Origin of the sequence: Spirosoma fluviale, from assembly GCF_900230225.1 — a bacterium.
GTDB classification, from domain to species: domain Bacteria; phylum Bacteroidota; class Bacteroidia; order Cytophagales; family Spirosomataceae; genus Spirosoma; species Spirosoma fluviale.
Genome location: NZ_OCNH01000005.1, coordinates 79,435 through 104,307, shown reverse-complemented (window position 1 = coordinate 104,307; position 24,873 = coordinate 79,435). Strand labels below are relative to the sequence as shown.

General features: G+C 51.5%; 20 protein-coding genes. 11 read left to right on the top strand and 9 right to left on the bottom strand.

The features are described 5' to 3' along the window. Positions 1 to 42: 42 nt before the first annotated feature. From CRO74_RS23540 to prmA, 4 genes are all read right to left on the bottom strand, one after another. Entirely contained in the window at positions 43 to 1,779 is a 1,737-nt protein-coding gene (locus CRO74_RS23540; protein WP_097129515.1) for a GMC oxidoreductase, read from the bottom strand. A 42-nt stretch (positions 1,780 to 1,821) separates the two neighbouring features. Continuing rightward, positions 1,822 to 2,751, bottom strand: coding sequence for a CPBP family glutamic-type intramembrane protease (locus CRO74_RS23535; protein ID WP_097129513.1), 930 nt, complete (start codon positions 2,749 to 2,751; stop codon positions 1,822 to 1,824). 110 nt (positions 2,752 to 2,861) lie between these two features. Continuing rightward, complete coding sequence (locus CRO74_RS23530; protein WP_097129511.1) at positions 2,862 to 7,922, bottom strand: hypothetical protein; 5,061 nt, start codon at positions 7,920 to 7,922, stop codon at positions 2,862 to 2,864. A 34-nt stretch (positions 7,923 to 7,956) separates the two neighbouring features. Further along, positions 7,957 to 8,787, bottom strand: a complete 831-nt coding sequence (gene prmA, locus CRO74_RS23525; protein ID WP_097129509.1) for a 50S ribosomal protein L11 methyltransferase — start codon at positions 8,785 to 8,787, stop codon at positions 7,957 to 7,959. 133 nt (positions 8,788 to 8,920) lie between these two features. On the opposite strand from prmA, the gene CRO74_RS23520 reads away from it, so the two are divergent. Genes CRO74_RS23520 through CRO74_RS23500 form a run of 5 tightly spaced genes read left to right on the top strand, consistent with a single transcriptional unit; the run spans position 8,921 to position 13,571 of the window. Then, on the top strand, positions 8,921 to 9,511 hold the full coding sequence (locus CRO74_RS23520; RefSeq protein WP_097129508.1) for an RNA polymerase sigma factor: 591 nt from the start codon (positions 8,921 to 8,923) through the stop codon (positions 9,509 to 9,511). After that, positions 9,508 to 10,128 (top strand): hypothetical protein, encoded by a 621-nt coding sequence (locus tag CRO74_RS23515; RefSeq protein WP_097129506.1) that lies wholly within the window; start codon positions 9,508 to 9,510, stop codon positions 10,126 to 10,128. The genes CRO74_RS23520 and CRO74_RS23515 overlap by 4 nt, the downstream gene beginning before the upstream one ends. After that, the gene (locus CRO74_RS23510) at positions 10,125 to 11,072 is read left to right on the top strand and encodes a DUF4097 family beta strand repeat-containing protein (protein ID WP_179830284.1); all 948 of its coding nucleotides are present in this window, start codon (positions 10,125 to 10,127) and stop codon (positions 11,070 to 11,072) included. The genes CRO74_RS23515 and CRO74_RS23510 overlap by 4 nt, the downstream gene beginning before the upstream one ends. Positions 11,073 to 11,087: 15 nt before the next feature. Then, complete coding sequence (locus CRO74_RS23505) at positions 11,088 to 12,392, top strand: hypothetical protein (protein WP_097129504.1); 1,305 nt, start codon at positions 11,088 to 11,090, stop codon at positions 12,390 to 12,392. Between the two features lie 6 nt (positions 12,393 to 12,398). After that, a complete protein-coding gene (locus CRO74_RS23500) occupies positions 12,399 to 13,571 on the top strand; it encodes a porin family protein (RefSeq protein ID WP_097129502.1) in 1,173 nt (390 codons plus the stop codon). Positions 13,572 to 13,601: 30 nt separating this feature from the next. Here the strand turns inward: CRO74_RS23500 and CRO74_RS23495 are convergent, their stop codons facing one another. After that, positions 13,602 to 14,957 carry a thioredoxin fold domain-containing protein gene (locus CRO74_RS23495; RefSeq protein ID WP_097129500.1) on the bottom strand — a complete coding sequence of 452 codons (1,356 nt, stop codon included), beginning with the start codon at positions 14,955 to 14,957 and terminating at the stop codon, positions 13,602 to 13,604. A gap of 219 nt (positions 14,958 to 15,176) precedes the next feature. Here CRO74_RS23495 and CRO74_RS23490 point away from each other — a divergent pair, with 219 nt between their 5' ends. Together CRO74_RS23490 and CRO74_RS23485 are read left to right on the top strand one after the other, a co-directional pair. After that, positions 15,177 to 15,962 (top strand): cysteine hydrolase family protein, encoded by a 786-nt coding sequence (locus tag CRO74_RS23490; RefSeq protein ID WP_097129499.1) that lies wholly within the window; start codon positions 15,177 to 15,179, stop codon positions 15,960 to 15,962. Positions 15,963 to 15,984: 22 nt separating this feature from the next. Next, complete coding sequence (locus tag CRO74_RS23485; protein ID WP_097129969.1) at positions 15,985 to 16,614, top strand: LON peptidase substrate-binding domain-containing protein; 630 nt, start codon at positions 15,985 to 15,987, stop codon at positions 16,612 to 16,614. A 78-nt stretch (positions 16,615 to 16,692) separates the two neighbouring features. Here CRO74_RS23485 and CRO74_RS23480 read toward each other — a convergent pair whose 3' ends face one another. Next, on the bottom strand, positions 16,693 to 17,844 hold the full coding sequence (locus CRO74_RS23480; protein WP_097129497.1) for an AI-2E family transporter: 1,152 nt from the start codon (positions 17,842 to 17,844) through the stop codon (positions 16,693 to 16,695). Positions 17,845 to 18,143: 299 nt separating this feature from the next. Here CRO74_RS23480 and CRO74_RS23475 point away from each other — a divergent pair, with 299 nt between their 5' ends. Together CRO74_RS23475 and CRO74_RS23470 are read left to right on the top strand one after the other, a co-directional pair. Continuing rightward, complete coding sequence (locus tag CRO74_RS23475) at positions 18,144 to 18,851, top strand: response regulator transcription factor (RefSeq protein ID WP_097129495.1); 708 nt, start codon at positions 18,144 to 18,146, stop codon at positions 18,849 to 18,851. A 105-nt stretch (positions 18,852 to 18,956) separates the two neighbouring features. Then, positions 18,957 to 19,991 (top strand): sensor histidine kinase, encoded by a 1,035-nt coding sequence (locus CRO74_RS23470; protein ID WP_097129493.1) that lies wholly within the window; start codon positions 18,957 to 18,959, stop codon positions 19,989 to 19,991. Positions 19,992 to 20,143: 152 nt separating this feature from the next. On the opposite strand, the gene CRO74_RS23465 is transcribed toward CRO74_RS23470, so the two are convergent. Then, positions 20,144 to 21,409, bottom strand: a complete 1,266-nt coding sequence (locus tag CRO74_RS23465) for an aspartyl protease family protein (RefSeq protein ID WP_097129492.1) — start codon at positions 21,407 to 21,409, stop codon at positions 20,144 to 20,146. A 236-nt stretch (positions 21,410 to 21,645) separates the two neighbouring features. Between CRO74_RS23465 and tpiA the strand changes: the two genes are divergently transcribed. Both tpiA and CRO74_RS23455 read left to right on the top strand, forming a co-directional pair. Then, positions 21,646 to 22,410, top strand: coding sequence for a triose-phosphate isomerase (tpiA, locus tag CRO74_RS23460; RefSeq protein ID WP_097129490.1), 765 nt, complete (start codon positions 21,646 to 21,648; stop codon positions 22,408 to 22,410). A gap of 100 nt (positions 22,411 to 22,510) precedes the next feature. Then, on the top strand, positions 22,511 to 23,026 hold the full coding sequence (locus CRO74_RS23455; protein WP_097129489.1) for a cupin domain-containing protein: 516 nt from the start codon (positions 22,511 to 22,513) through the stop codon (positions 23,024 to 23,026). 84 nt (positions 23,027 to 23,110) lie between these two features. Here CRO74_RS23455 and CRO74_RS23450 read toward each other — a convergent pair whose 3' ends face one another. Beyond that, positions 23,111 to 24,166: a DUF4097 family beta strand repeat-containing protein gene (locus CRO74_RS23450; RefSeq protein ID WP_179830283.1), complete on the bottom strand. Its 1,056-nt coding sequence runs from the start codon at positions 24,164 to 24,166 to the stop codon at positions 23,111 to 23,113. Then, complete coding sequence (locus CRO74_RS23445; RefSeq protein ID WP_097129967.1) at positions 24,150 to 24,809, bottom strand: hypothetical protein; 660 nt, start codon at positions 24,807 to 24,809, stop codon at positions 24,150 to 24,152. The genes CRO74_RS23450 and CRO74_RS23445 overlap by 17 nt, the downstream gene beginning before the upstream one ends. Positions 24,810 to 24,873 lie beyond the last annotated feature (64 nt).

Sequence of the window (24,873 nt, the reverse complement as noted above, 5' to 3'; positions counted from 1 at the left end):
TATATATATTATTATCAAATTAATTCAAGATAAGGTTACTCATTACCGCTTAATGTCACCTCGCTTTAGCGCCTTTACAGCATAATCAGCGGCTCGTGCAGACAAGGCCATGTAGGTAAGTGATGGGTTTTGGCAAGGTGATGAGGTCATAGAAGCCCCATCGGTGCAGAATACATTTTTTGCAATATGGTGCTGGTTAAACTTGTTGAAAACCGAGTTGTCGGGTGATGTGCCCATGCGGGCGGTACCCATTTCGTGAATGCTCAAGCCCGGATGCGCCTGAGCATCGAAGCCATTGATGTTTGAGAAACCAGCTTTTTCCAGCATCAGAACGGCCTGCTCCTGCGCATCTTTCCGCATGAGGGCTTCGTTTGCCCGATAGTGAACATCCATTTTCAAGACGGGTTGACCCCATTTGTCGGTGAGGTCATTGGTCAGGTACACGCGGTTGTCCTCATAAGGCATACACTCTCCGAAGGCATCGAGCGTTATTTTCCAGTCGCCAAACTGCGTAGCTTTCTCCTTGAAATCAGCGCCAAATCCCTCGTCGTGGTAAGCGTGATCCCAGTTCTCGCGGCTGGTGTAGACTTCAAACCCGTAGCCCCGTTTAAAGGGCTGGTCGGGCTGCCCAGGCAAGTTCCGAAACCGGGGAATGTACAGCCCGGCCGGATGCCGACCGTAGTAATATTTATCCAGATCATGCTCGTAATCGGCGGTGGCCCCCACGTGAAAATGGTGGTCCATCAGGTTACGACCCAGTTGCCCACTATCGTCCATCCCGTTCGGAAACCGGCTTGATTTGGAGTTCATTAGAATAAATGTTGACCCCAGCGCCGAGGCATTCAGGAAAATAATACTGGCCTTAAACTCGTGCCACTCGTGCGTTTGCTCATCAATGACCCGAACGCCCGTTGCCCGGCCCGTCTTTTCATCGTAGATAATGGAGTTGACGATGGAATGCGGCCGAACAGTAAGCCGTTTGGTTCGTCGGGCGGCTGGTAGCGTGGCCGATTGTGTACTGAAATACGCCCCATATGGACAGCCGCGCATGCACAAATTTCGGAACTGGCATTTAGCGCGACCCAAATTCGTTTGCTCTTTGGTAGGCGCGGTTAAATGAGCCGCCCGCGCCGAAATCACCTTCCGGTCGGGAAACTGCCCGTTGACGGATTGGCGAAGGTGCGCTTCCACACAGTTGTCCGGCAGGGCAGGCTGAAACTGGCCATCGGGTAGCTGTGGCAGGCCATCGCGGTCACCGGCTATACCGGCAAACGTTTCGACGTAATCGTACCAGGGCGCAATGTCTTTGTAGCGAATAGGCCAGTCGGTGGCGATACCTTCTTTGGCGTTGGCTTCAAAATCAAGGTCAGAAAAGCGGAAAGAATACCGACCCCACATCAGCGACTTTCCACCCACATGATACCCTCGAATCCAGTCGAAGGGCTTTTCCTCAACGTATGGATTGTCCAGGTCATTGACAAAGTGCTGGTGGGTAGCCTCCGTGATGGTAAAGCCGGTCCGGTTCTGAACAGGGTATTTCTTTAGCTCATCCAGCGGCATGGCCTGATTGCGGTTCGGGAAATCCCAGGGGTTCATCGTGGCTGTGTGGTAGTCCGACACGTGCTCAATCATGCGCCCCCGTTCGAGCAGCAGCACGTTCAGCCCTTTTTCGCAAAGCTCCTTCGCCGACCACCCGCCACTAATGCCGGAACCAACAACAATGGCGTCGAATTTTTTGCCGGATGGAATGGGCGGTTGGGGATATTTGCCGGAAGTCATGATGGTATATAAAACTATGGTTAATACAGAACGTATGTGGCACTACTCGCTCTGCAAAAATGCGGCAATTTCCATGCCCCACGCAATGCCGATATGAATGAGCAGGCCACCCCAGATACTCCGGGTACTTAACGCCAGCACACCCAGCAGATAGCCGCCCAGTAAGGAAGAAATTGCTTCGCCTAAAGGCCGCCCGAAATGGATGGAGCAGTACCAAACGACCATCGGTAATACGGCTCCATCGCCTAATACTCGGGATAGACCAATAACCAAAAAGCCCCGAAAGAGCAGTTCTGTTGGCACGAAGTCCCATCCGTAGCAAAGCTCATAAACGAGTGCGGTTACCCACTCGGATACACCGAAAAACTCGTTGGCGTTGGTATCGTGGTAGGTTGGATACGATTGCAGGAAATCGGGTTGGAACGACGCCAGCGTAATAAGCGGAATCATCAGGGTAAGCAGCAGCGCGTACAAAACCAGCCCCTTTCGCTTGGGAGCCATCCCGTAAAAATTGGATCGGTACGGGTCTACAAATCTGTAAAAGAGATAAAGTGGCAGCACAATTGTCAGGATCGACTGTAGGTTGTGCAGGCAGTAGTAGGCAAATACGTAGATCTGCCCATCGAACAGTTGACGGCTCCAGTCGCTGTGGGCGTAAAAACCGGCGTAGACGGAATAACAAACCAGTGCCGTTCCGCTTCGGAGCCAGAACTCGCGGTTGCGCCAGATGTCGGGTCGATTATGAAAATGAGTCCAGAGCCAGACGCTGCCGTAATAGGCCGTTGCGTACAAACAGAAATACAGCACCGGCCAGATGAGCTTTCCCTGATGTGCGTCGATGTATCGATCTTCAAAGTCGATCTGATAATTGACAGTGAGGAGCAGTGCCGCCCAGAGCGCGGTAGCAACATAGAGGTCGGGACGAAAATCGGTGCGGAGATGGTCGCGCAGATCGCGCCAGAGGGCTTTCACAGAATATCAGCTTTGCTCTTTTCGTATTTAATCGTAACCGTAATACCGACCGTCCCGGTCGGCTGTGAAATGTCTGGCTTCACAATCGACCGGGACGGTTGGTACAACATTTAAAACCCTTCTTTTTCGGCCTCTTTGTCTTTTTTCTTCTCGTCTTTCTTCTTCTCTTCCTTCACCACTTTCTGGCCGGGTTGTGGCTTTGGTTTCGGCACAGGCTTGGTTTTCGTCTTGTATTGATCCAGATACCGGTCCACAAACAGAGCTTTCTCATCGGCAGTAGCTGCTACGACCTCAATAGTGGCTTTACCCGCGTTTTTAGACCCGGCCAGCAAGCGATCGTTTATATCCTGTTCCGAGGTTACAATGGCCAGTTGGCCCAGCCCCGTTGGCGTACTGGCTGGTTTGTAATCGTAAAATACCCATACATCGGGCGACGATTCGAGGTAGATGCTGGCTTCGTCGCCATTGCCCGTTTTCCGGATTTCAACGAACCCGTCCATCTGAGCGTTTACATCGGTGGCCATCATATTCGACACGCCTAGTTTCCCTACGCTGTAGAACGTATTATACTTAGTGGACCAGCGCAGGTTGGCGTTGGCGAGCACCAGCATGGCATTGAGTTTGGGTGATGCCGTACTGAGCGCTACGTGCTGATTCTGCGCCTTGAGCCGGTAAGCATCCACCGCCTGCTGACCAATCAACGGCACCAGTTTATCCGACAGCCGGTTCAGGTCATCATCGGCCGCTTCGTCATTTTTTTCTTCCAGATTCGTCTTGACGATTTTATCCGAAATAAGCGCGGTAATCGGATCGGGGACGGGGAACGCAAAAGCCAGTAAGGTGTTGAACCGGTACAAACTACTATCAATGTTGACTCGGGCTGAACCCGACGTCATCAAGTATTCACGCGGTCCTGAATTCAGCAGGTTCATCTTGCCCTTGAACGTCATCAGACCACGAGCGTCGTTGAAGGTAAACGCATTCTCTACCTCTTCTTCTGCTCCGACAGCCGTACTGTCTGTACCAGATGAACTGGCCTCCAGATCACTGCCTTTGGAGGCAATCCGGTAAACTTTATCCTTTTCGTCGTAGCGCATGACGCCCGTAGCGGTAAAGAGGTCATCGTCTTTCGAGTCTTCTTTGGGCGAAAGGAAGGTTGGGTATAAACCTGCGTTGCCCAACCGGAAATGAATACCGGCTACCAACTGCTGGCCACCTTCGTTTTTCAGATTTTTATCGACCTTCACTTCCAGCCGTTCCTCAACTTTTTCCTTAAAGGGAATCCAGCCGCCTACCAGATCTACCCGTTTTTTCAGCGCCGGTTTGATAAACCCATCCATGGCCAGATCGGGCGAGGGGGCTTGCATGGCAATCGTTCCCTTGAAGAGCATTTTCGGGGCCAGTTGCAGGTTGTCCTCTTCCTCCACTTCAGCACGGGCCACGGTAAAATAAGTCGTTACGGGTTTGTTTGCCGCGTTCCGCTTGCTGCGCGTGGCCACCCGACCGGCTTTCTTCGTATCGGCGGTCAATGTTGGGGAATCAGGCTTGGTAACGGCTCCGGCGGGAGCTTCTTTTAGCTCAAAGCTACCCATTTTAATACTGGCCGTATCGCCTTTGGCTGTCGCAAACTGGTAGGTGGCATCGCCGGCAAATTTGGTCCGGGAAAGTATCTGAATATTCCCGTTCTTAAGCCGGTGGAATCGACTGATGGTGTCCAGCTCAAGCCGGGCATTCTTCAGCGCCATCATTTCGCCATTACGCCGGATAGCCACCTGCCCTTTGTCGGGGTAGATGCGGGCGTCGGCCGAGGTCACGTAAGGCACTCCGCTAATATTCAGCGTTCGTTTTTCCACATCGTATAGTCCGCCCGAGGCATTGAACGTGAGTCCCTCCTGTTCTTCGGCTGTGGCCGTGAACGTCGACGTGTTCACGTCGCCGAGCGTCGGCCCGGCTTTCATGACAATCGTTTTAGCGTTGATATTCCACTGGGCGCGGTTGATATTGGTTTTGTAAGCCGCAAATGGAAACTCCATGCTGGCACTTACCGTATCGTCCAGACTTTCGTTCTTCTTGATCGCCAGCCCGACAATACCTTTTGTCTGGTTGAAATCAACGTCGATGCCGTTGCCCAGCAGGATGGGCTTGCCGATGGGTGTACCGGGCGTTTCTTTGTCCGATATGATCTTAAATTGTGCATTACTGGCAATGAAGCCCTCTTTGTTGAACTTGATGCTACCCGAAACGGCTTCCGAATCTTTCCGGCGCAGGGTTCCGTTGCCAAACAAGCCCGTTGAGCGCAAAGCCAGTCCACCTTCGAGGTTGGTGGTGGCGTTATAGAAATTGAAATTATTTTTCTGAGTCGTAATGACCATGCTGTCAGCTTTGGGCCACCACTTCAGGCTGTAGTTATTCAATTGAACCTGTGGGAAGTAGGCGGATGCGCCCCCGGGCTTACCAATCAATCCCTCTTTTATTTCGCCTTTCTCACCCGATGCCAGTAGTGAGTCAGTCATGAACAGGATGCCTTTGGTATCCAGGCTGGCAGTAAGGTGGTTGAGAATGCCTTCGGCCCGAAGTCCGCTTTTGTCCATTGTCAGTTCGCCGGTAAATTTGACCGTCGATGGAGCAACACCTTTTTTGGCGCTGTACACCGGATAACCCGCAGCCGGTGCTTTATGAACGAAGCCCAGGGTATTGTCGGGCATGGTTTTCAACTCCGCCTTGAAGGGAGGGAAAATACCATCGGAGTAGAAAGTCCCCATGAAGGAAATGTCGCCCTTACCCAAACTGTCGTTGTCGATGGCCGGAATTTTGAAATATACTTTCTGATTGTAGGTGATGTTACCGCGAACAGGCTGGTTGAAGTAAACGGTCATCCCTTCGGGCATAACCAGCCGCTGGGTCGTCTTTTTACCCGCAATACGGCCCGACTTATTATCGGCCCCACCCAGGTAAACCATTCCTGGATTCTCGTATTTGATATCGCCCCCAATCTCTCCGTCTTTACCCTGAGCCGCCAGTTTCTGCGACGAGAAGGTAATGGAGTCGATCTTGTTCAGCGTCATCCCGAATTTCTCGTAGTCGAATTTGAGGTCACGGCCCGCATACCGGAGGTTCCCGGCTTTGAGTTGTCCGTTGAGCGTGAACGCCCGGTTCTTGCCGACGCGCAGGGTTTTGTCGGACGGGAAACCGAAAATCTTTAGCGAATCGGACAGCGTAAACTGCCTGACGCCACGAATCGTCAGGATTTTATCGTCCAGATTGATGGTCGCGTTTTTGGTGCTGTCGTTCGACGAAAACAGCGATTGCACCTGAAAATTATCGTAGTCGCGCTTTTGTGTGTAAGCCAGTACATACAGATATCCTTTCCGGCTCAGGCGCATCTCCTGCGTATTGGGGTTTCGGTCGAGGTAGCCTTCCAGCACCATACGCCCCAAAGCGCCCCGCAGAGAGGTAGCGTTTACGTTTTTGGCAAAGCGGGTAATGTCATCGTCCACGAAAGATTGTTGCTTGGTGGTCGAGATGTAGTTCGCCACAATTTGCAGCGGGTGAAAGCCGTAGTCGACTGTTAAATCGGCATAGCGCTGGGGATGGAAATAGTCGAACGACTCGAACCGTACGGGTACTTCGCGCTTGGCTCCCACCTGATAAAAATCCACTTTCCGGCGCGGCAAATCCCACCGGACCACCTCGGGCATGATGTAAAATTTGTGGTACGAATCGGCGTAGGGAACCCGGGCGAAATCTGTGCGCTGCTCGCGGTCGAGCCAGGCAATTTTCTGGTTTTTATCGTACCGAAATTTCACCGACGGGTGCGAAACAGAATCCGTATCGACATACCCGATAAACGATGCCGAATTCGCCGAAATCATCGGAAGCGATTTACCCGTCGGCGATTTTGTCAGTTCGGGCGTGGTATTGAAGCCCGACGAAGCCAGGCCTGCCTGCGTAGAATCCGGGCGACCAGCTACGGTGCCGGTCGTGTCACTCATGTTGAAATCGAACCGGCGGCTGCTGGCTTTGAAGGCCGGTTTGCCGTTGTATTTCACGATAATCTGCGCAGGCTGCCCACTAGCCGACGCGCCCACCATCTGCGTACCCGACAGCGCCAGACCACCCCGGTACTCAATATCTGGCCCCAGATCGGGCATTTTTACGTCGTTTTGCCATGACATAAAGCGCGGATACGTGACCGGTCCGCCCTTTTTCTTGCTGACGTATTCGAAGACGCCCTTGATGGGCTTGGTCGTACCGTACGTTAGTGTCACGTCGTCGGCCTGAAGGCGCGGGTTCATAGTGACGAGGGCATACTCGCTCAAGGTCACGAAAACATCCGGCCGACCGGCGGTTGCCCAGGTGAACTTCCCCCCCTGCCCCACCAGCGTTCCATCTTTGAGCATCAGATCGCCACTGGTATTGGCCAGCACGGCCGAATCGCCATTGGCGATCATCGCCAGAGACACATCTTTCAGCGTAATGACCGGCCCCGAAACGGTTGGGATAGGCCGACGCTGGGGGATGTATTGCGGCCCCAGCTGGCGCGGCATGGTCGAATCGACAGCGGGCGTATCCCAACCATCGAAGCGGGAACGTTCGGCGGCTGCTTTGGCGGCTGCTATCGAATCGGCGGGAGTTTTAATGGCATCGGGTTTGTTAGCTACCTGCACATTGTCGATGTAGCGAAACTGGTACGAGCCGCCCAGCGCGTAGAGCTTATTGTACGAACCGGCATACAACTCCTGACGCTCCATAAACCGCCGGGTCGTTTCCAGGCTTCGGGCAAAGATTTTCGGGTCATTGGCCTCGAACAGCTTTTCGGCAATGGTCAGAATACCGTCGATATTACCGCCGGTTGGCTGCTGAGCGGCCAGGTAAACCGACTCATAAAAGGGAGTAAAATGGGTTGCTGCCGGAAGCCGTTTCTGGTTCATCTTGCGGCTTAGCACCATGACACGCTCCTGCTGCTGCGCCGACAGCTTGTTCTCCGACCAGAGCGATTGCAGGTTCGTACCGGCCCGAACGGCCACCGGCCCGCCCGTAGCCATCAGTTTCTGCACCTCGGCCACAAACTGGTCGGGCTTGTCCGAAAGCCGAACCGCCTGCCCGAAGGCGGTGGTCAGGGTCAGGAAAGCAACAATAAGGCTGTACTGTATCCGATTCATATAGCTCATAGCTGATGGGAACGCAGCCGGGCTGGCGTTCCTATCAACGTTTAAAAAATGATAAAGAAGTCCACTGGTTCGTTGTTAACCGTTTTGCTGGTTCTAATCCGGCTTCCACGGCTTTCTGTTCAATATCGGCAGCATCGTGATCGTAAAAACCACTGACAACCAGATGCCCATTTTGTTTCAACAAGTTGGTATAGGTGGGGATTTCGGCCAGTAAAACGTTTCGGTTGATGTTCGCCAGCACAATCTCATACTGATTGGCAGGGTCAACATCGGCAATCGTTCCCTGAAATACCGTGACTTGCGGGCAACTGTTCAGTTCGGCGTTTTCGCGGGCGTTTTCCACCGCCCACTCTTCAATGTCGAACGCCAGTACTTTTTCAGCGCCCATTTTCGCAGCCAGAATCGCCAGAATACCGGTTCCACTACCTACGTCGAGCACCGTTTTGCCCGAAAAATCGAGACCAAGCTGCTGCTCCATCATCATGGCCGTGGTTTCGTGGTGGCCCGTTCCGAACGACATTTTCGGATTAATGACAATGTCGTAACGAAACCGGGCATCCGACTCATGGAAGGACGCCCGGACCCGTACTTGGTCGGCAACTTCTATCGGCTCATAATCTCTCTCCCACTCGGCGTTCCAGTTTTTCTTCTCTAACGAATTGACTTCGTAGGCTATTGCCGTTTGATCGGCGTATTTCGCAACCAATTCCTGAACCGCTTCTTCTGTATAATCAGGCTCTATAATGTACGCGTTTATTCCCTCGTCGGTTTCGACAAATGACTCATAACCCAGTTCGGCGAGTTCGGCGGTAAGGATGTCGGTATAGTCGGGCGACAGGCGGAGTTGTAGTTCAATGTAATTCATACATCAAAGTAACGAAAAAGGGAAAGCTGTTTGGCTTAGAATTCATTATCTGCCGATGTACAACTTATTTTTAGCCTGATTCCAACCTTTTGCCCACCCCGCTCCCCTTTAGTCCGAAGCAGCAATTAAATCGATGTTCCGCTTGGCAACTCCAACCGATAAACATGAACAGGGGCCCGTCAGGAATGACCCGGTCAGGAGTGACCCGGTTGGCAAAGACCTTGTCGAACAGTGCCGGGCTACTGATCGGCCGGTAGCTCAACGGGCAGCCCAGCGGCAACTCTTCGAGCAGTATAAGCGGGCAATGTTTTCAACAGCCTACCGCATCCTTAACGATTACGATCATGCCAATGATGCGCTGCAGGATGCATTCGTCGATGTTTTCCGCAACCTCGACCAGTTTACATTCCGCTCAACGCTGGGGGCCTGGATCAAAACCATCGTGGTGCGGCAGGCCATCCGAAAGCAACACCTCGAAGGGCGGTTCTTAACCATCGACGAAGCGCTCCACGACCAGCCCGCGCCTTTTCGTGACTCCCTTACCGGTGCCGAACTGGATGCCGCCATCCGAACCTTGCCCGATGGAGCACGTACCATTTTTCTATTAGTTGAAGTAGAAGGGTATGCCCACAAAGAAGTGGCGGAGATGCTCGGCATTTCGGAAGGCACCTCGAAATCGCAGACGAGCTACGCTAAAAAATTACTCAGACAGCGACTATCATGAACGACTCAATACCGCAACTGCCCGAATACGACCCTCACCCAGACCTCTGGGCCCGAATTGAGGCCGACTTACAGGCCGATGAGCTATTGAGCCGTCGCCTGCCTGATTTGCCATCCTATGAACCCAAAGCCAGTTTATGGCACGCTATTGAGCAAAACCTGAACACCCCTGAACCAACGAGAGTGCGCCCGCTCCGGACCCAGCGGACAAGCCGGCCGCTTTGGGCAGGACTTGCGGCTGCAGCGGTTGTTGTCCTCATTGGCAGTTGGCTTTTGCTACGACCCGAAGCAACGGATGATGTACGGATAGAATATGCCGTTGAACAAACCGATGCACTACCCGGCCAAGAACCCCTGGCCCCCGCCAGTGAGTCGTTGGCCGACAAACGCGCCGAGGAGTTCATTGCCCGCCAGTGCGCCGAACAACAACTGGCCTGCCAGCGACCCGAAGTGCATGAGCTTCGTAATCAGCTGGCTAGTCTGACGGCCGAACAGCAGCGCATTGAGCGCGAACAGCAGATATTCGGTAATGACCCGGTTCTGGTACAGGCGCAGGTCAGGATTGAAAACCAGCGGGCCGAAGTGACGAAAGAACTAATTACCCTCCTGCGCTCATGAAACAGCTACTCGTAACGGCCCACAGGGTAGGGATGGCACTAGTGCGCAGATTAGGTCTGGCAGTGTTCCTGCTTTTTCCGGCAATGCCCGGCATCGCTCAGGTATCCATGCAGGTAGTTACTAAAGTGGTGGAAAAAGACCTGCCGTATACCGATGGCCAGCGCATCCGGCTGGTGGCACAAAAGGCCGATGTGGTCGTAAAGGGCTGGAACCGGCCAACGGTTTCGATCCGGTTGCGACTCGTTGCCAGGCACCCCGACCGGGCCGTTGCCGAGCGCGAAGTAGCGTATCATCAATACGTTTTGCAAGCCGAAAACGGGCGGATTGAGTTGTCGAACCAGTTTATTATCCCGCAGCGGGCCGGAAAACTACAAAGTCAGCTCAAGGCGATCTATGAAATCAGCTTGCCCAACAAGGCGCTATTGATCCTGAAAAATTCCTTCGGTGATATTCGGCTAACTGATCTGGCTGGTGATGTTTCCGTGAACTTCGAATTCGGGAAATTAACCCTGGAAGACATTGGCGGAAAGCTGACGGTGGTATCCAACTACGGCGACATTGACGGGCGCAACCTTGATGGTACGCTGACGCTGAAAGCCGAAAAAGCGGATGTAAGCCTGCGTGAACTGGGGGGAACGGCTGTTCTGCAAAGCCGCTATGGAAAACTCACGGTTTTTCCTGCAACAACCAGCCACGCCCTGACCATAGAAGCCGCCCGTACCGAAATTCTGATTGCGACAAAGCGTATCTCCGACTTCAAATTCGATGTCATTTCAACATTTGCTGACATCCGCGTGCCCGACTGGCTAGCCGACCAGCTCAGCAAATACAACGGCAAGCAAGTCTTTACCTACCAACCCGCCGGTCGGAAACCTGAAATAACCATCCAGAATAGCTACAGCACCGTGGTCATTCAGGGCGAAAAAACCCTGGTCGACCGATAAACTCACGATAACGCCATGAAAACAAACCGAACAAAACGAAACCTTTTACTCCTGTTGATGGGGTTAATGGTCCGGACAGCCTGGGCGCAGGAATGGTCCTTTGGCCCAAAAGCGTATCTGGGGCTAAGTCAGCGTCGCAGTGTAGGCGATCAGGTACTAATTGGCTCAACGCTGGTATCAGCCACGAATGATGGCGATGCAGTGGGTGGTTCGGTAGGTGCGTTTGCCCGATACGATCGCCTGCACTGGTACATGCAGGCCGAAGCGACCCGAGGTAGTTATTCACTAACAAACGCTGTTTTGAGTAATCCCGGGGGCGGTTTTCCCACCTACCCCAAAGCGGTCCGGGCAGATATCCGACTGATTGCCGGTGCTAAACCGTTGCCCTGGCTCCGACTGAGCGGGGGGTTGACGGGCGCTCAGAACAATTGGAAACTGACCGACTATGCCAGTAGCATCCGCCTGTATCAGGAGTACATCCAGAAAAACCCATCCCAGCAGGCGTTCTATGGCCGTCGGATCGAGCAATACCAAATTGCCGACGCCATCCAGAACAGCTACAAAACGATTAACCTGGAAGGGCAGGTGGGCATTGGTGCCGACATTGGCGGCTTAACCCTCGACCTCGTTTACGCGCATAACATCACACCCGTTGCCAACGGCATTACCGTTCAAAACCAGACGTATCCTTTCCGGCAGCAATACGAATACTGGTCATTGGGAATAGGCTACAAACTCTTTCCATTAAAAGAACACCTGCTGGCTCCCCGTAGAAATAAGGCCTATGAGCGCATCCGGCAGGACATACCGTTCTACCGAAACGAAGTTCATGTATCGGCTGGGCTTCTGGGCGAAGATATCGGTAGCCACCTCCTGTACGAAACCCGATATACACGCTACCTCAGTCGGCGAGTTGGGCTGATGGGTGGATTGAGTTTCTCCAGCAATTTTACTGGCCCTACCGATCGACCCAGTCGCGTGCACCTGGCCAATCAGTTTTCGTTACTAACGGGGGTTCGGTTACTACCGCTCTACAGCCGTCGACACACCATTGGATTCATGGCGGGGCCGCTGCTGACCTATAGAGATGAGCTGCAGGCGAGTCCGAACGGCCCTTTTTCGACGAACGGTCAGTACTACTTAAATCTTAATGGCGACATGGCTACGGGTAAATTGACAACCGGATGGCATAGCAGCCTCGACTATCAATTTGCGCTCACCGACCGTTTGATTGCGGGTCCCTGGCTGCGGGTACTTGGGCAATCGTTCCTTACTCCAGATTACGCCAACATCGGTATTCAAGCCGGTTATCGATTCTAACACGTCATGAAAACTACCTTACTTTTCTGCTTACTGTTTAGTGGCCCGGTACTGGCTCAGTTGTCCAGTCAGCAGCGGTTTGAGCTTGAAGCCGGTATTTCGGCCCTTCATTTACCAACGCCCTATCGCTCCGGGTGGCATCTTAGACAACAACTAACCGCTTATATCCGACCCCGGTTAGGTATTGCGTTGGGCATTGGCGGGGGCGTATCGGCCAATAACGATCCGCTTATGACCCAGGACCCGGCTTCTCCATCCTCTTCACAACCAAACCCAACTCAGTTGTCGGCTTTCTATAAGCGTCAGGAGTATATGACCGATTTTTCGGTCGTTGCCCTACCCCTTCTGACCAAACGCCATCAGGTCAAAGTTCAGGCTGGTTTATCCGTGTACCGTCGGCACGAAATTGGGGTTGACAGTATTGTCAGGGAAAACCCGAAGAACCCGGCTTATTTTGTCGTTGGCAAAATCATCAATACCCGTCGGGTGGTACCAATGGCTGCGCTGAGTTACGACTACCGACTCTCGTCGCGCTGGGCTGTTGGTGTTAATGGCACCGCCTATTTCACTGGCAGTGGGCAACCCACAACGACGTTAGGCTTACGGGGTACGTATCGCTTTGGTCTCTCGGCCGATTCTCTTGGCATGAAACCCCTGCCGTGGAACGACCTTCGGGCAGGCGTCCGGCTGGGGGCCAGTCTGGTGGGCCAAAACAGCATGGGGCCGGGCGGACGTTATCGAACACGCTTTGTGGGAGGCCTTTGGGCCGAATTACCACTATCGTTAACGTGGGCCGTTCGGGCTGAGCTAAACTATGCCCAGCGCGGCTACCGATCGGTTGGTGTATCGACTGGTAACATGCGGTATTTATCGAATTATGCGAACCTCAACTTCCTTGAAATTCCTTTTTTATTCCGGCATGAGGTGGCGTATCGCTGGCACTTGTATACGGGGCCTTATCTAGCCTTTTTCTTAAATGGGTATACCGAGACTGAAGGGAACCGGAACCCACCGATTCGACCCAGTACCAGTAGCGGTCTATTGCTTGGCACATCGTATAAAATAACGGATCGACTAGCTGCCAACCTGCGTTACCAGCGCGATCTGGTCCAGATATCCAGCACGCCCTACGGCGGTTTCCATTCATTCCAGCTAACGGCCGGATGGGCATTCAAATAGGCTTAGACTACCCGAAGGTGACCGCCGGGACTACAACGTCCCGGCTTTCATCTTTTTCAATGCCTCTTCCAGCGACGCGACCATTGGTGAGTTGCGTTCTTTTTCTTTTTTCACGGCTTTCGTCTGCCATTCCAGTGCTTCCTCTTTTCGGCCGAGCCGGTACAGCACACGGGCGTAGGTATCCATCAGACCGCCATCTTCCCGGTATTCCAGCGTTCGTTTCGACCAGCTCAGGGCTTTGTTGAGGTAAACCGGGTCACGGGTCAGGTCCTGAAAGTCCATAGCGGCCTGGTTGAGAGCACTTACAAACCGTTGTGTATTCGGGAAAGCCATCACCTGAAGCATCTGGCCGGGTTTCGACGGACGGGTAATTGTGCCATCGGGTCCGGTAAATTCACCTCGCATCCGACGCTGGCTTTCCAGTTCATCGAGCTTTTGAACTGAGTCGACCCGGGCGGTCATGTATTGTTTGTCGTAGTAATCGGATGCCAGTCTGAGGTATTGAAGCGTATCCTTAACGCCCCTGAAATACCGCATTAAGACCCAGTCACGGGCCGCCAAACCGTTTTTGTAATCATTACTGAACGTTCGCTGCCGGAAAAAGGCCGTTCGGCTGGCCAGCACTACATTTTTTTCTTTAATGGCTTTCCGCAGAGAATTGCCGGTGATCCGGTTATTCAGCTCAACTGCTTTGTTCCAGCCCACGGCTTTATACAGGCTGTCCATTTTGGGGTAGTTCCGTCGAAATACCGAATCGGCCTTACTGCCCACCACAGGTGCCTGCTCAAAAATAAACCGCAACACCCGGCCCGATTGCAGCGAATCGGCGGGTAAACTCATTACATAAGCCTCCAGCGGTTCGGTATTCGACAGGTCCAGTTCTCGTAAACGGTCGATATACTGACGCAGCAGGGCAGACGAACGGTCTCCTTTTGCATAGGCATCGGCCATCACTTTCAGTGGCCGTTCCCGATTCTTTGTGAGTGCCTCTTCGGCTTTTTCGAGGTAGATGCGGTCAAAGCTAGTGCTGCCACAATAACGAACCAGCGGGTTTTCGTCGGCATCCAGATACACCGACGAAGGGGTGCATTCCTGTTCCAGTCGCTCAGCGAGTTCTTTGCCAATACCAGTAGTGCCATCGGTGCGAAAACTCACAAAATTCAAGGCAAATTTCTCTTTTGTGAGCGGGCTGTTGAAGGCTGTTGAGGCCACCTCACCGCAGGCCCCGCAACCGGGATTATCGAAGTGAAGGAACAACAGTTTTTTCTCTTTTTTGGCTTTCTTTACGGCATCAGCCCAGCTACCTTTCTCAAAAACAATACCCTGAGCCGACAAAATCCCTGGCATTAACGCCAATACAATCAGGAATGGATAGACTAATTTCATACGTTGACAAATTAAAAAATGACAGTATACAGGCAAAATACACGACAGCATAGATCATGCACCCAGATGCAACAATCTATAACGCTAAACTAACCATCTTCCTTAAACACCAACCAAGACGGCCCGAAACTTATCAATTAGTTAACAATTATTCATGTTTACTAAAATCCGGTTTCGGCATCTGTTCACAAACTGACGCACGCTATACCTTTGCCAGCCATGAAAAATGCCTTCCTCATTATCGACACGCAGTTTGATTTCTGCCACCCCGACGGGGCGCTATTTGTGCCGGGAGCCGATCAGGATGTTGAGCGCATGTCGGCGCTGATCCGGAACCACGCCGATCAGATCGACCATATTGTCGTTACCCTCGATACGCATCAGGTGCTCGATATTGCGCACCCGCTTTTCTGGCATGATGCGTCGGGCAAACACCCGGACCCGTTTACCCGTATTTCGGGCGAGGAGGTCGATGCGGGCCAATGGGTACCCCGTTTCTCGCCCGAAAAAGCCATCAGGTACATTCACGAGCTCGAAGCCGACGGTCAGTTTGCTCACTTTATCTGGCCCGAACACTGTTTGATTGGTTCGCGTGGGGCGGCTTTGCATGATACCCTGCTGGACGCGCTCAAAGACTGGTCGCGAAAGCGGGACCTCGACTATGTAGCCGTACAAAAGGGATTGTACCCGCTATCAGAGCATTTCGGCATTTTCCGGGCGCAGGTGCCGGATGCCGCCGTTCCCGAAACGGAGCTGAACACAACGCTCATCGCCGATCTGGCCCGTTTCGACACCATCTATCTAATGGGCGAAGCGAAGTCGCACTGCGTCGCAAACAGCCTGAAGCAACTACTGGATTTTGTTCCGGAACTCGTTCATAAACTCGTTATCGTAACCGACTGTATGTCGGATGTAACGGGCCTGGGTTATCTTGCCGACCCGATTTATGCCGAAGCACAATCCAGAAACGTTCGTTTTCTGGAATCAGATGCCCTTTTTAACTAAAAACCCGTACCTTTTCGTCGCTATGGAAAAGACGCTCTCCCTGTTCCCACTCAACCTGATTGTTTATCCTGGCGAGGATTTGAATCTGCATATTTTTGAACCACGCTACCGCCAACTTATCAACGAATGCCTGGACGAAGAGCGGACATTCGGTATTCCTGCTTTCATCAACAACAAACTTCCCGGATACGGTACCGAAATGCACGTCACGACGCTACATAAACGCTACCCCGACGGCCGAATGGACATAAAGTCGAAAGGCCTGGGTGTTTTTAAGCTCGTCAATTTCGAAAATCCGATACCCGGAAAGTTATATGCCGGTGGTGAAGTTGCGTTAGTGCCCCCCGGCGACAGCTACAGCGCCCACGCATCGGCCCTAACCGAACGGCTGGAACGCTTGTACAACCTTCTGCAAATTGAAACGGATTACTCAGCCACATCGGAAAACTTATCCTATAAGGTGGCGCATAAAGTTGGGCTGTCCATTGAGCAGGAATACGAACTGTTAACCCTTGAAACAGAAGCCGAACGCCAGCTTTTTCTGATACAGCACCTCAATAACGTGCTTCCGGTGGTGTCGGACATGGAGCGCACCAAGCAGCGCATCCGCATGAACGGCCATTTTAAAAACCTGGACCCGCTTAATTTTTAATTATCAATGCGTGAATGATAGAATGAGTGAGTACATCCTGGAAGCCATTCACTCATTCTATCATTCACGCATTGATAATTAATTCTTCTCCTCCACTTTCCCGACTTTCATGGCTCGTTTGGGCAGTTGGTCGGCTAGTTCCTGAAGGTTTTTGATGGGCGGACGTGGCTTTTCGGCTTCGCCGATCACAAAGCCGTATGGTTTGAGGGCGTCTACGGAATCGAAAATAACTTTTATGATGGCCGTCATAGGTAAAGCCAGGATCAGACCCGGTAATCCCCAGATGTTTTCCCACAAAATCAGTACAACAATGGCCGCCAGTGGGTTGATACTCACTTTGGAGCCGACGATGTATGGGGTGATGAAGTTGCCCTCCAGCGTTTGCACAAACAGAAAAACGCCGATAACGCCCAACGCTTTAAGCGGATTATCCTGTGTAACGAGCGTGTAAGCCGCCGGTAGTAACGACCCCATTGAGATACCAAAATACGGAATCAGCACCAGACAGGCCCCGAAAAAGCCGAAGAACACGGCATAATCTACCCCCAGAATAAGGAGCCCAACCGTCATTAAGGTGCCAATGATCAGAATCACCAGCACCAGACCGGCGAGGTAATCTTTCACAACTTCGTAGATACCGCTCATGACATCGTCGATCTTCGACCGGCGGGTATCGTCGAACGCCTTGTAGAAGAAGGAGCGAAAGAAATCGCGGTACAGCAGAAAAAAGAAAGCGAATAATAAGACCAGAAACAGGTTTGTGACAATACTGGTAGTAGCCAGCAGCGTCGTCGTTAGAATGGTACCCCCCTCGGCCAGCGCCTGATTCAGGTATTTTTTAATTTCGGACACCTGCCGTTTCCGGTCGATATTTAGTTGTTCGTCAGCGAAGGTCTGAATACTGTCGATGTACTCACTCCCACGCTTTACAAACTGCGGTATCACTTCTGAGAAGCTACTGATTTGAACCGAAACGCCCCAGAACAAGGCAGTTAATGCCCCCAGTGCCAGCACAAGACATAGTATAATGGCCAGAATCCGGGGAACGCCCCAGTTTTCGAGTCGCTGCACCAGCGGAAATAGTAAAACAGAAAACAGGATGGCAAAAACCAATGGGATCAGCAAACCCTGCAACTCATGTAAGCCATATACAATAATAACCAGCGACAGTAGAACGCAAACAAGTTTTGCGTACGATGGGAGTTCGATTTCCCGGGAGCGAATATTCATAATGCAAGTAAAAACAACTCGGTAGTTTAATTGTAATTTTCGTTTAAATTTGGATAGCTTACCGATGTAACCAACCCGTATCCTTTCGCTTTGTTCAGATAGTTTGGTGAGCTTAATGAGGAATTAATAAACTCAAAATCAATCGTCAGGCGAGGGCTCAAATCAGAAAACAGCTGTTAAGTTTTTGTTAAGTATGCATTCCCGATTCGTAACGTTGCGGATAAGCCACGTAACTTCGGGCTACCGATGGATTAAAAGAGGTACCAACGGATAAACGATTCTTACCAACTTCACTTCGTATGAGTGCTGCTAAAGCTGCTCAACCATTACACCGCGTTTTAGTCGTTGACGATGACGCCGACATCCTTGAGATGCTCGAATACAATCTGTCTAAAGAGGGCTACGATGTTCGCACAGCAACCGATGGTCGTAAAGCCCTTGAGGTCGCCAGAACGTACCTGCCCGAATTAGTCCTGCTGGATATCATGATGCCGCATCTGGATGGCATTGAGGCCGGTCGGCAACTACGCGACATTCCCGAACTACGCCAGACCTATATTCTTTACCTGACAGCCCGTTCTGAGGAGTACTCCGAAGTAGCTGCCTTTGACGTTGGGGCCGATGATTACATTACCAAACCCATTAAGCCCCGCGCGCTGATGAGCCGCATCAACGCCTTGTTTCGTCGGGAAGCCCAGAAAGCCGATCCCGGCGAACAAATTCTGATTGCCGACCTGCTCATCAACCGCAAGAATTACTCGGTCAGCCAGAACGACAAACAGGTTATTCTGCCCAAGAAAGAATTTGAACTGTTATTTTTCCTGGCCCAGCACCCCAATAAGGTTTGCAGTCGGGAAGAATTACTGCAAAAAATCTGGGGGGCGGATATTTACGTGCTCGAACGTACCGTAGACGTACACATCCGGAAACTCCGCGAAAAAATTGGCGATACCCACATCCGCACGCTAAAAGGTGTCGGGTATATGTTTACCGACCAATCCGAATAAAGAGCGAAAGAGCGAGAGAGTGAAAGCGTGAAAAGTTGGCTCAAACCGATTTTAGCCTTTCACTGTCTCGCTCTTTCGCTCTTTCGCTCTTTATATCTTTGCCCCATGTCCCTCAGTCCCCGCATTATTGCGCTTTTGCTGGCCTGCCTGATTTCGGCCATGACGCTGATATTCCTGTCGTTTGTCGACGGGGCGACTATCAATATACTTTTTGTTGCGGGCCTTTCGTCGTTTGCCATTTCGTTTTTTCTGGTTTTGTACGCTATTGAGTTACTCGTATTTCGCGAAGTGAACAAGATGTACAAGACCATCCATAAACTAAAAATCCGGGACTTTAATATCTCCCGGAAGGCAATCATCAAAAACACGAATCCGTTCAAAAAGCTAAACGATGAGATTTTTGTTTACGTCGCCAAAAAGCAAAAGGAAATCGATGAATTGAAACGCCTGGAGCTGTTTCGGCGGGAGTTTCTGGCCGATGTATCGCACGAATTAAAGACGCCCATTTTTGCCGCCCAGGGATTTATCCATACCCTGATCGATGGGGCGGTGGACGACGAACGGGTGCGGGATAAATTCCTTTCCAAGGCTGCCAAAAGCCTGGACGGCCTCGATGCGCTGGTGAAAGACCTGGTAGCCCTCTCGCAGCTGGAAACGGGCGAAGTGAGAATGAATTTCGAGCGGGTCGATCTGGCGCACGTTACGCACGAAATTTTTGAGCAGCTGGAGAAAATTGCCCACGCCAAGCGAACATCGCTGGTGTTAAAGAGTACGCACCCCGGCCCCGTTTGGGTAAAAGCCGATGCCCAGCGCATTTTACAGGTAATGACCAATCTGATTGAAAACGCGGTCAAATACGGGAATGAAAACGGCCATGTGCAGGTCAATCTGGAGGACGACAAGAAATTTGTTCTCGTCTCCATTCGCGACGATGGTCCCGGCATTCCCCCGGAACACCTAAGCCGGATCTTCGAGCGGTTTTACCGGGTTGAAAAAAGCCGCTCCAAAGACCGGGGCGGCACAGGTTTGGGACTAGCCATTGTAAAACACATCCTGAACGCTCATAAATCGAAGATTTCGGTGATGAGCAAAGTCGATAAAGGAACCACTTTTCGATTTAAGCTGGAACGATTAGATTAGTACAACGGAAATGGTAGCATATTTTCGTCTGGGCCAAGCTCTGGCTTGGCCCGTGAACCTATGAAAGATACGGCCAAGCCAGAGCTTGGCCCAGACAAAGCCAATCCAATTTATATTAAAAATACGCCTTTTCGATGGAAGCCCGCGAAACGCTAGATGAGTCGTTTCAGCACAAAGCTTGTTACAATAATCTGTCCGTTTCGCCGGACTAAGATAGAGACCTCCTTCCCTTCTCCTTTCTGAAGTATTTTATAAATATCGCTAACGGTCAAATCATTGGCCGAGTTGTTGTTAACGAACAGGACTTCATCGCCTTCTTTTAAACCGGCCATGTCGGCCGGGGAGCCGTCGATGACTTTATCGACGTAATAATTACGAAGTCGCTCACCTTTGGCGCGGAGTTCCATACCGCTCATATCGTGCTCAAAACTCTCCCGCATGAGCCGTTTGATGGGCTTCATGACAATGTAGCGATCTGTATAATTGAAAGTCACGTTAAAGCGTCTCAGCAATTCGCAACCCACATTGCCCTGACGTTCCGGCATATCGACCAGTTTCATGCCGAAGGCCATACTATCCGGAAAGGAGGCCAGGATGTTATCCAGTTCATACTTACCAAAGCGCACTTTCTGAATTCGTCCCATCACGCCATTGATAACCCCATTGAGGCCCCGACCCAACTGCGCCCGAATGCTTTTGGCGGGCATGGGCATAGCGGCCGTACTCCGCGAACGATCGAGCAGCAACGCATGACCCGCTCCCGTATCCAATACAACACGTAAGGGTAAACTTTTCTCGCCGTCAAACACCGACAATGCATCGGTGTACGCTTTGGTATCCTGGATGGTAATCGGGTAGCGGTCGCCTTTACGCTTTCGATAGGTGTATTTTTCCGGCTTCATCAGGGTTATTTCCCGGCGCTGGAAATCAACGTTTACGACAAAATTGGCAAAAATATCGTAGCCAAAGATGCCGTGAACGGGCGTGCCTACATACTCGGACAGTTTTAAAACGTCTTCGTCGAGAATAACCAGGTTATGATGGGCAGCCCGAAGCTCGCCCATGCTCAACGTGTTATCGATGGCTATTGAGGCTGTTAAACTCCCCCCTTCGCCGGCCCCGCTTATTTTTACCTTGCGGGTAAGCGTCAGCGGCTTTTTGGCAAAGGCATTTGGATCGGTAATGATGGTATTGCTTACGCCCGTGTCGAGGATGAATCGCAGCGTATCGGATTCATTGATGCGTACCGGAACGATGATTAAGTTCGAGTGAAGTTGGAACGGGATGCGGGTCCAGGTCCGATTTCCGGCGATGAAAAATCCGTAACGCTCCTTGTCAGGTGTCCCCTGCTGGTGATCGTCGCCCCGCGTGACCGCGCAGGTGCATAACAGCCCGATTATCAATACCAGCGTTTTCATATAGAGTTTATCTTACATTAAAATTACGCATTTTTTTATCCGAATAACACAAGAATATAGGGATTGGTTTTTTCTGTTTATGAATGGTTTAGCCCCTCGGCAGATAGCTAAACAAATTTTAGTAACAGTGCGGACCGGGTGTTCGACCGAAATGTTCTAATTTCGCCCTGAATTGACAAAGAAACGACTGTTTCTAGGGGTTTATTTATTGGTTCTGAACTCATTATTAATTGATTATGCGGAAGAAAATCGTTGCCGGAAACTGGAAAATGAATAAGACAGCCGAAGAAGCAAAGGCCCTGCTATCGGAGGTAATCAATATGGTTAAGGATGAAGTAACCGGCGATGTCGAGGTGGTCCTTTGCCCGCCCGCGTTGTATCTGGCTACTGCCCGGCAATACGTGACCGAAGGCGGCAAGGTTGCGTTAGGTGCTCAGAACTGCCACGAAAAAGCTTCGGGTGCATACACCGGCGAAATTTCTGCGCCTATGCTGAAGTCGATTGGTGTTGAATACGTCATTCTCGGCCACAGCGAACGGCGGCAGTATTTCGAAGAAACCAATGCCCAATTAGCCGAAAAGGTGAACATTGCGCTGGAAAATGGTCTGAAGCCCATCTTCTGCTGCGGTGAATCCCGCGATCTCCGCGAAAATGGTGATTACATTGCCTTCGTGAAAGATCAAATTACCGAAAGCTTATTCCACCTCTCAGCTGAGTCCTTCGCCAATGTTGTTATCGCGTATGAACCCATCTGGGCCATCGGCACAGGACTAACGGCTTCGTCGGCTCAGGCGCAGGACATGCACTTCGAGCTCCGTCAGCACATTGCCGGTCAGTATGGCGACAGCATTGCACAGGATACAACCATCCTGTACGGGGGCAGCGCCAACGCCCAGAACGCCGAAGAACTCTTCGCCCGCCCCGATGTTGACGGTGGCCTCATCGGTGGTGCCTCGCTCAAATCCCGCGACTTCCTGACGGTAGTGAAAGCAGCACAATAAACATCAATGAGAGACTGATAGAATGAGTGAATGCCTTAATGAATGGCGGATTTGCGCTTATCATTGAGGCATTCACTCATTCTATCAGTCAAAATTAATCATGACAGCCGCTTACTACGTTCAGGCCTATACTATGCAGCCCCATCCGGAAGGGGGTTATTTTACGGAGACGTACCGCTCAACCGAGCTTATTCCTCAATCTGCTTTGCCGGGGCGGTTTGGCGGGACGCGTTCATTTAGTACGGCGATTTATTTCCTGCTCGAAAGTCATCATACGTCGGCCCTACACCGGATAGCGTCCGATGAAGTCTGGCATTTCTATGCCGGTGGTGCGCTGGAGATTTTCGTGATTACCGCAACCGGCGAGTTGACCGTTATTCGGCTGGGGAATAATCCGGAAAAGGGTGAGGTATTTCAGGCGGTCGTTCCGGCGGGTTGCTGGTTCGGGTCCGCACCCGCTGCGGGTGTCGACTTCTCGCTGGTCGGCTGCACCGTAGCCCCAGGTTTTGACTTTGCTGATTTTGAAATGGCAAGCCGGGAAAGTTTACTAAAAGAATTCCCGGAGCATAGGGAGGTGATAGAGAAACTGTCTGAACCGGGATTTTGTGATTTTTAGGACTACTCTGATTTTGCTTTCAAAGAAAGCCGATCTGTGAAATAATCAGAGTAATCCTAAAAATCACAAAAATCCCGGTTCAGACTACCTAAAGCTCACATTTCCAAACTTAGCTACAACGCGTACTTTGGTGCCATTGCCGGTGCCGACTTTGCCAATGTACTGCTTAGTGAGCCGGGGGCCACGGTGGTTGTCATTGTCGCTGGGCTGACTGGTGAAGTGCATCGTTGACCCGGACCCGTAATTGAAGTTACCATAACTTACCGTCACATCGAAGTCGCAGTCATTACTATTGTCTAATGGTAGCCCTATCGATGAATAAGACGCCTGAATATTCAAGTTATCGGCGGTTTTGGGCAGCTGTTCGATCCGGAATCCGCTCGAAAATTCGAGCTTAATCTTTCCTGACTCTCGGATGGTGCCAATTTTAGCCCCCGAATAGTTAATATCGGCATCCAGCTTACCCACATCGCCAATGTTCATTTTGCCGAACTGGTTGGTCAGCACCAGCACATTCGCTTTAGACAATTCCAGGCTTCCATACGCCATATCCACTTTCCCCTGCCCGATGTTGCCGATGTCGGCTTTTCCGTAGGCCACGTCAATGTCGTTCTGGCGGCTGGTCAAATCATCCGCGCTGAAGTTACCATACCGGCTGTAGACCGTTAACGGGGCCTGAAACGCGGGAATACTGGTATCGCCGAACCGATTTCGAACAGATAGTGCGTTCTGCCGGGGCATCATGACCTCATAATTGATTTTAACGAAATTACGCTCACCGCCATTTTTCCACTTCCCCAGGCTCCAGTTCGACACGCTACTCTGGCTAAAGTTGGTACGGACGGTAATCTGGTTGCCGGATCGCTTCTCTTCGATAGAAACAGCATCCATAAACTTCTGCACCCGCTCGTCGGAGTCTGAATTGGCGATGATGGTGATTTGCACCCGGATCTCGCTCTTATCCCATAACCCGACCGATACCTGACCGAACTGGTTATCAATCACCAGATTATCGTTGCTGTTCACATCGAACAGTTTGATAATGGTTTTCTTCTTTTCAACTGCGCCGAAACCCTCGTGCTCTTCGGCCCAGGTGAACAGGGGTAACAGGCACAGCAATAGACTACACAGGATTTTCATGAGTTTGTTGTTTAATGCGGTCAATAACACGCAACTGTTCATTTAGCAGGTTGATCTGGAGTTGCAGATTCTGTATCATGGCCTGAATAAGCACTTCCTGATTAGGGTTTTTGGGTAAGTCTGATTTCAATAACAGATAAGACTTCTCAAGTCGGTCGAGATCGGTAGCAAACTCCTGATAAAGAGCCGGGTTATCTTGCGTCATTTGTTTTAACTCGGCCCGTTTCACATCGATCAACTCCGTGTAATGCACCACTTCTTTAGCATAAAGTGGGCTGGCGGCTACTACCTCCGGCTGATGCGCTACCCCGTATTCGTGATTCATGTACAGAAAAGCACTCGCCAGCAACAGCACCGCAACAGAAGCCGCTACCCGCCAGTCGAGCGAAGGCCAGCCAATTTGTCTGCCAGCTAATCGGGAGCGGCCATTGTCGGTCTTGGATGGCATCGTTCGCGACGCTCCGAATTCCTCATTGTCTGTTTGAACAGGGTTGATGTGAATCTGACGGAACGGCGTATCCCGATCGGCTTGCTGCTTGTCCAGACCAGCTTCTATTTTCTGCCACAAACTGTTGGGTGGCTCCTTGTCGTCAAAAGCTTCGCGGTTATCGCGGACGAAGCGTTCAAGATTGTCTTTTTTCATCATTATGGTGTCGAATCAATTGACTCGTCGTTCGTATTTGTTCGTTGTACTCTTCGTTTAATTA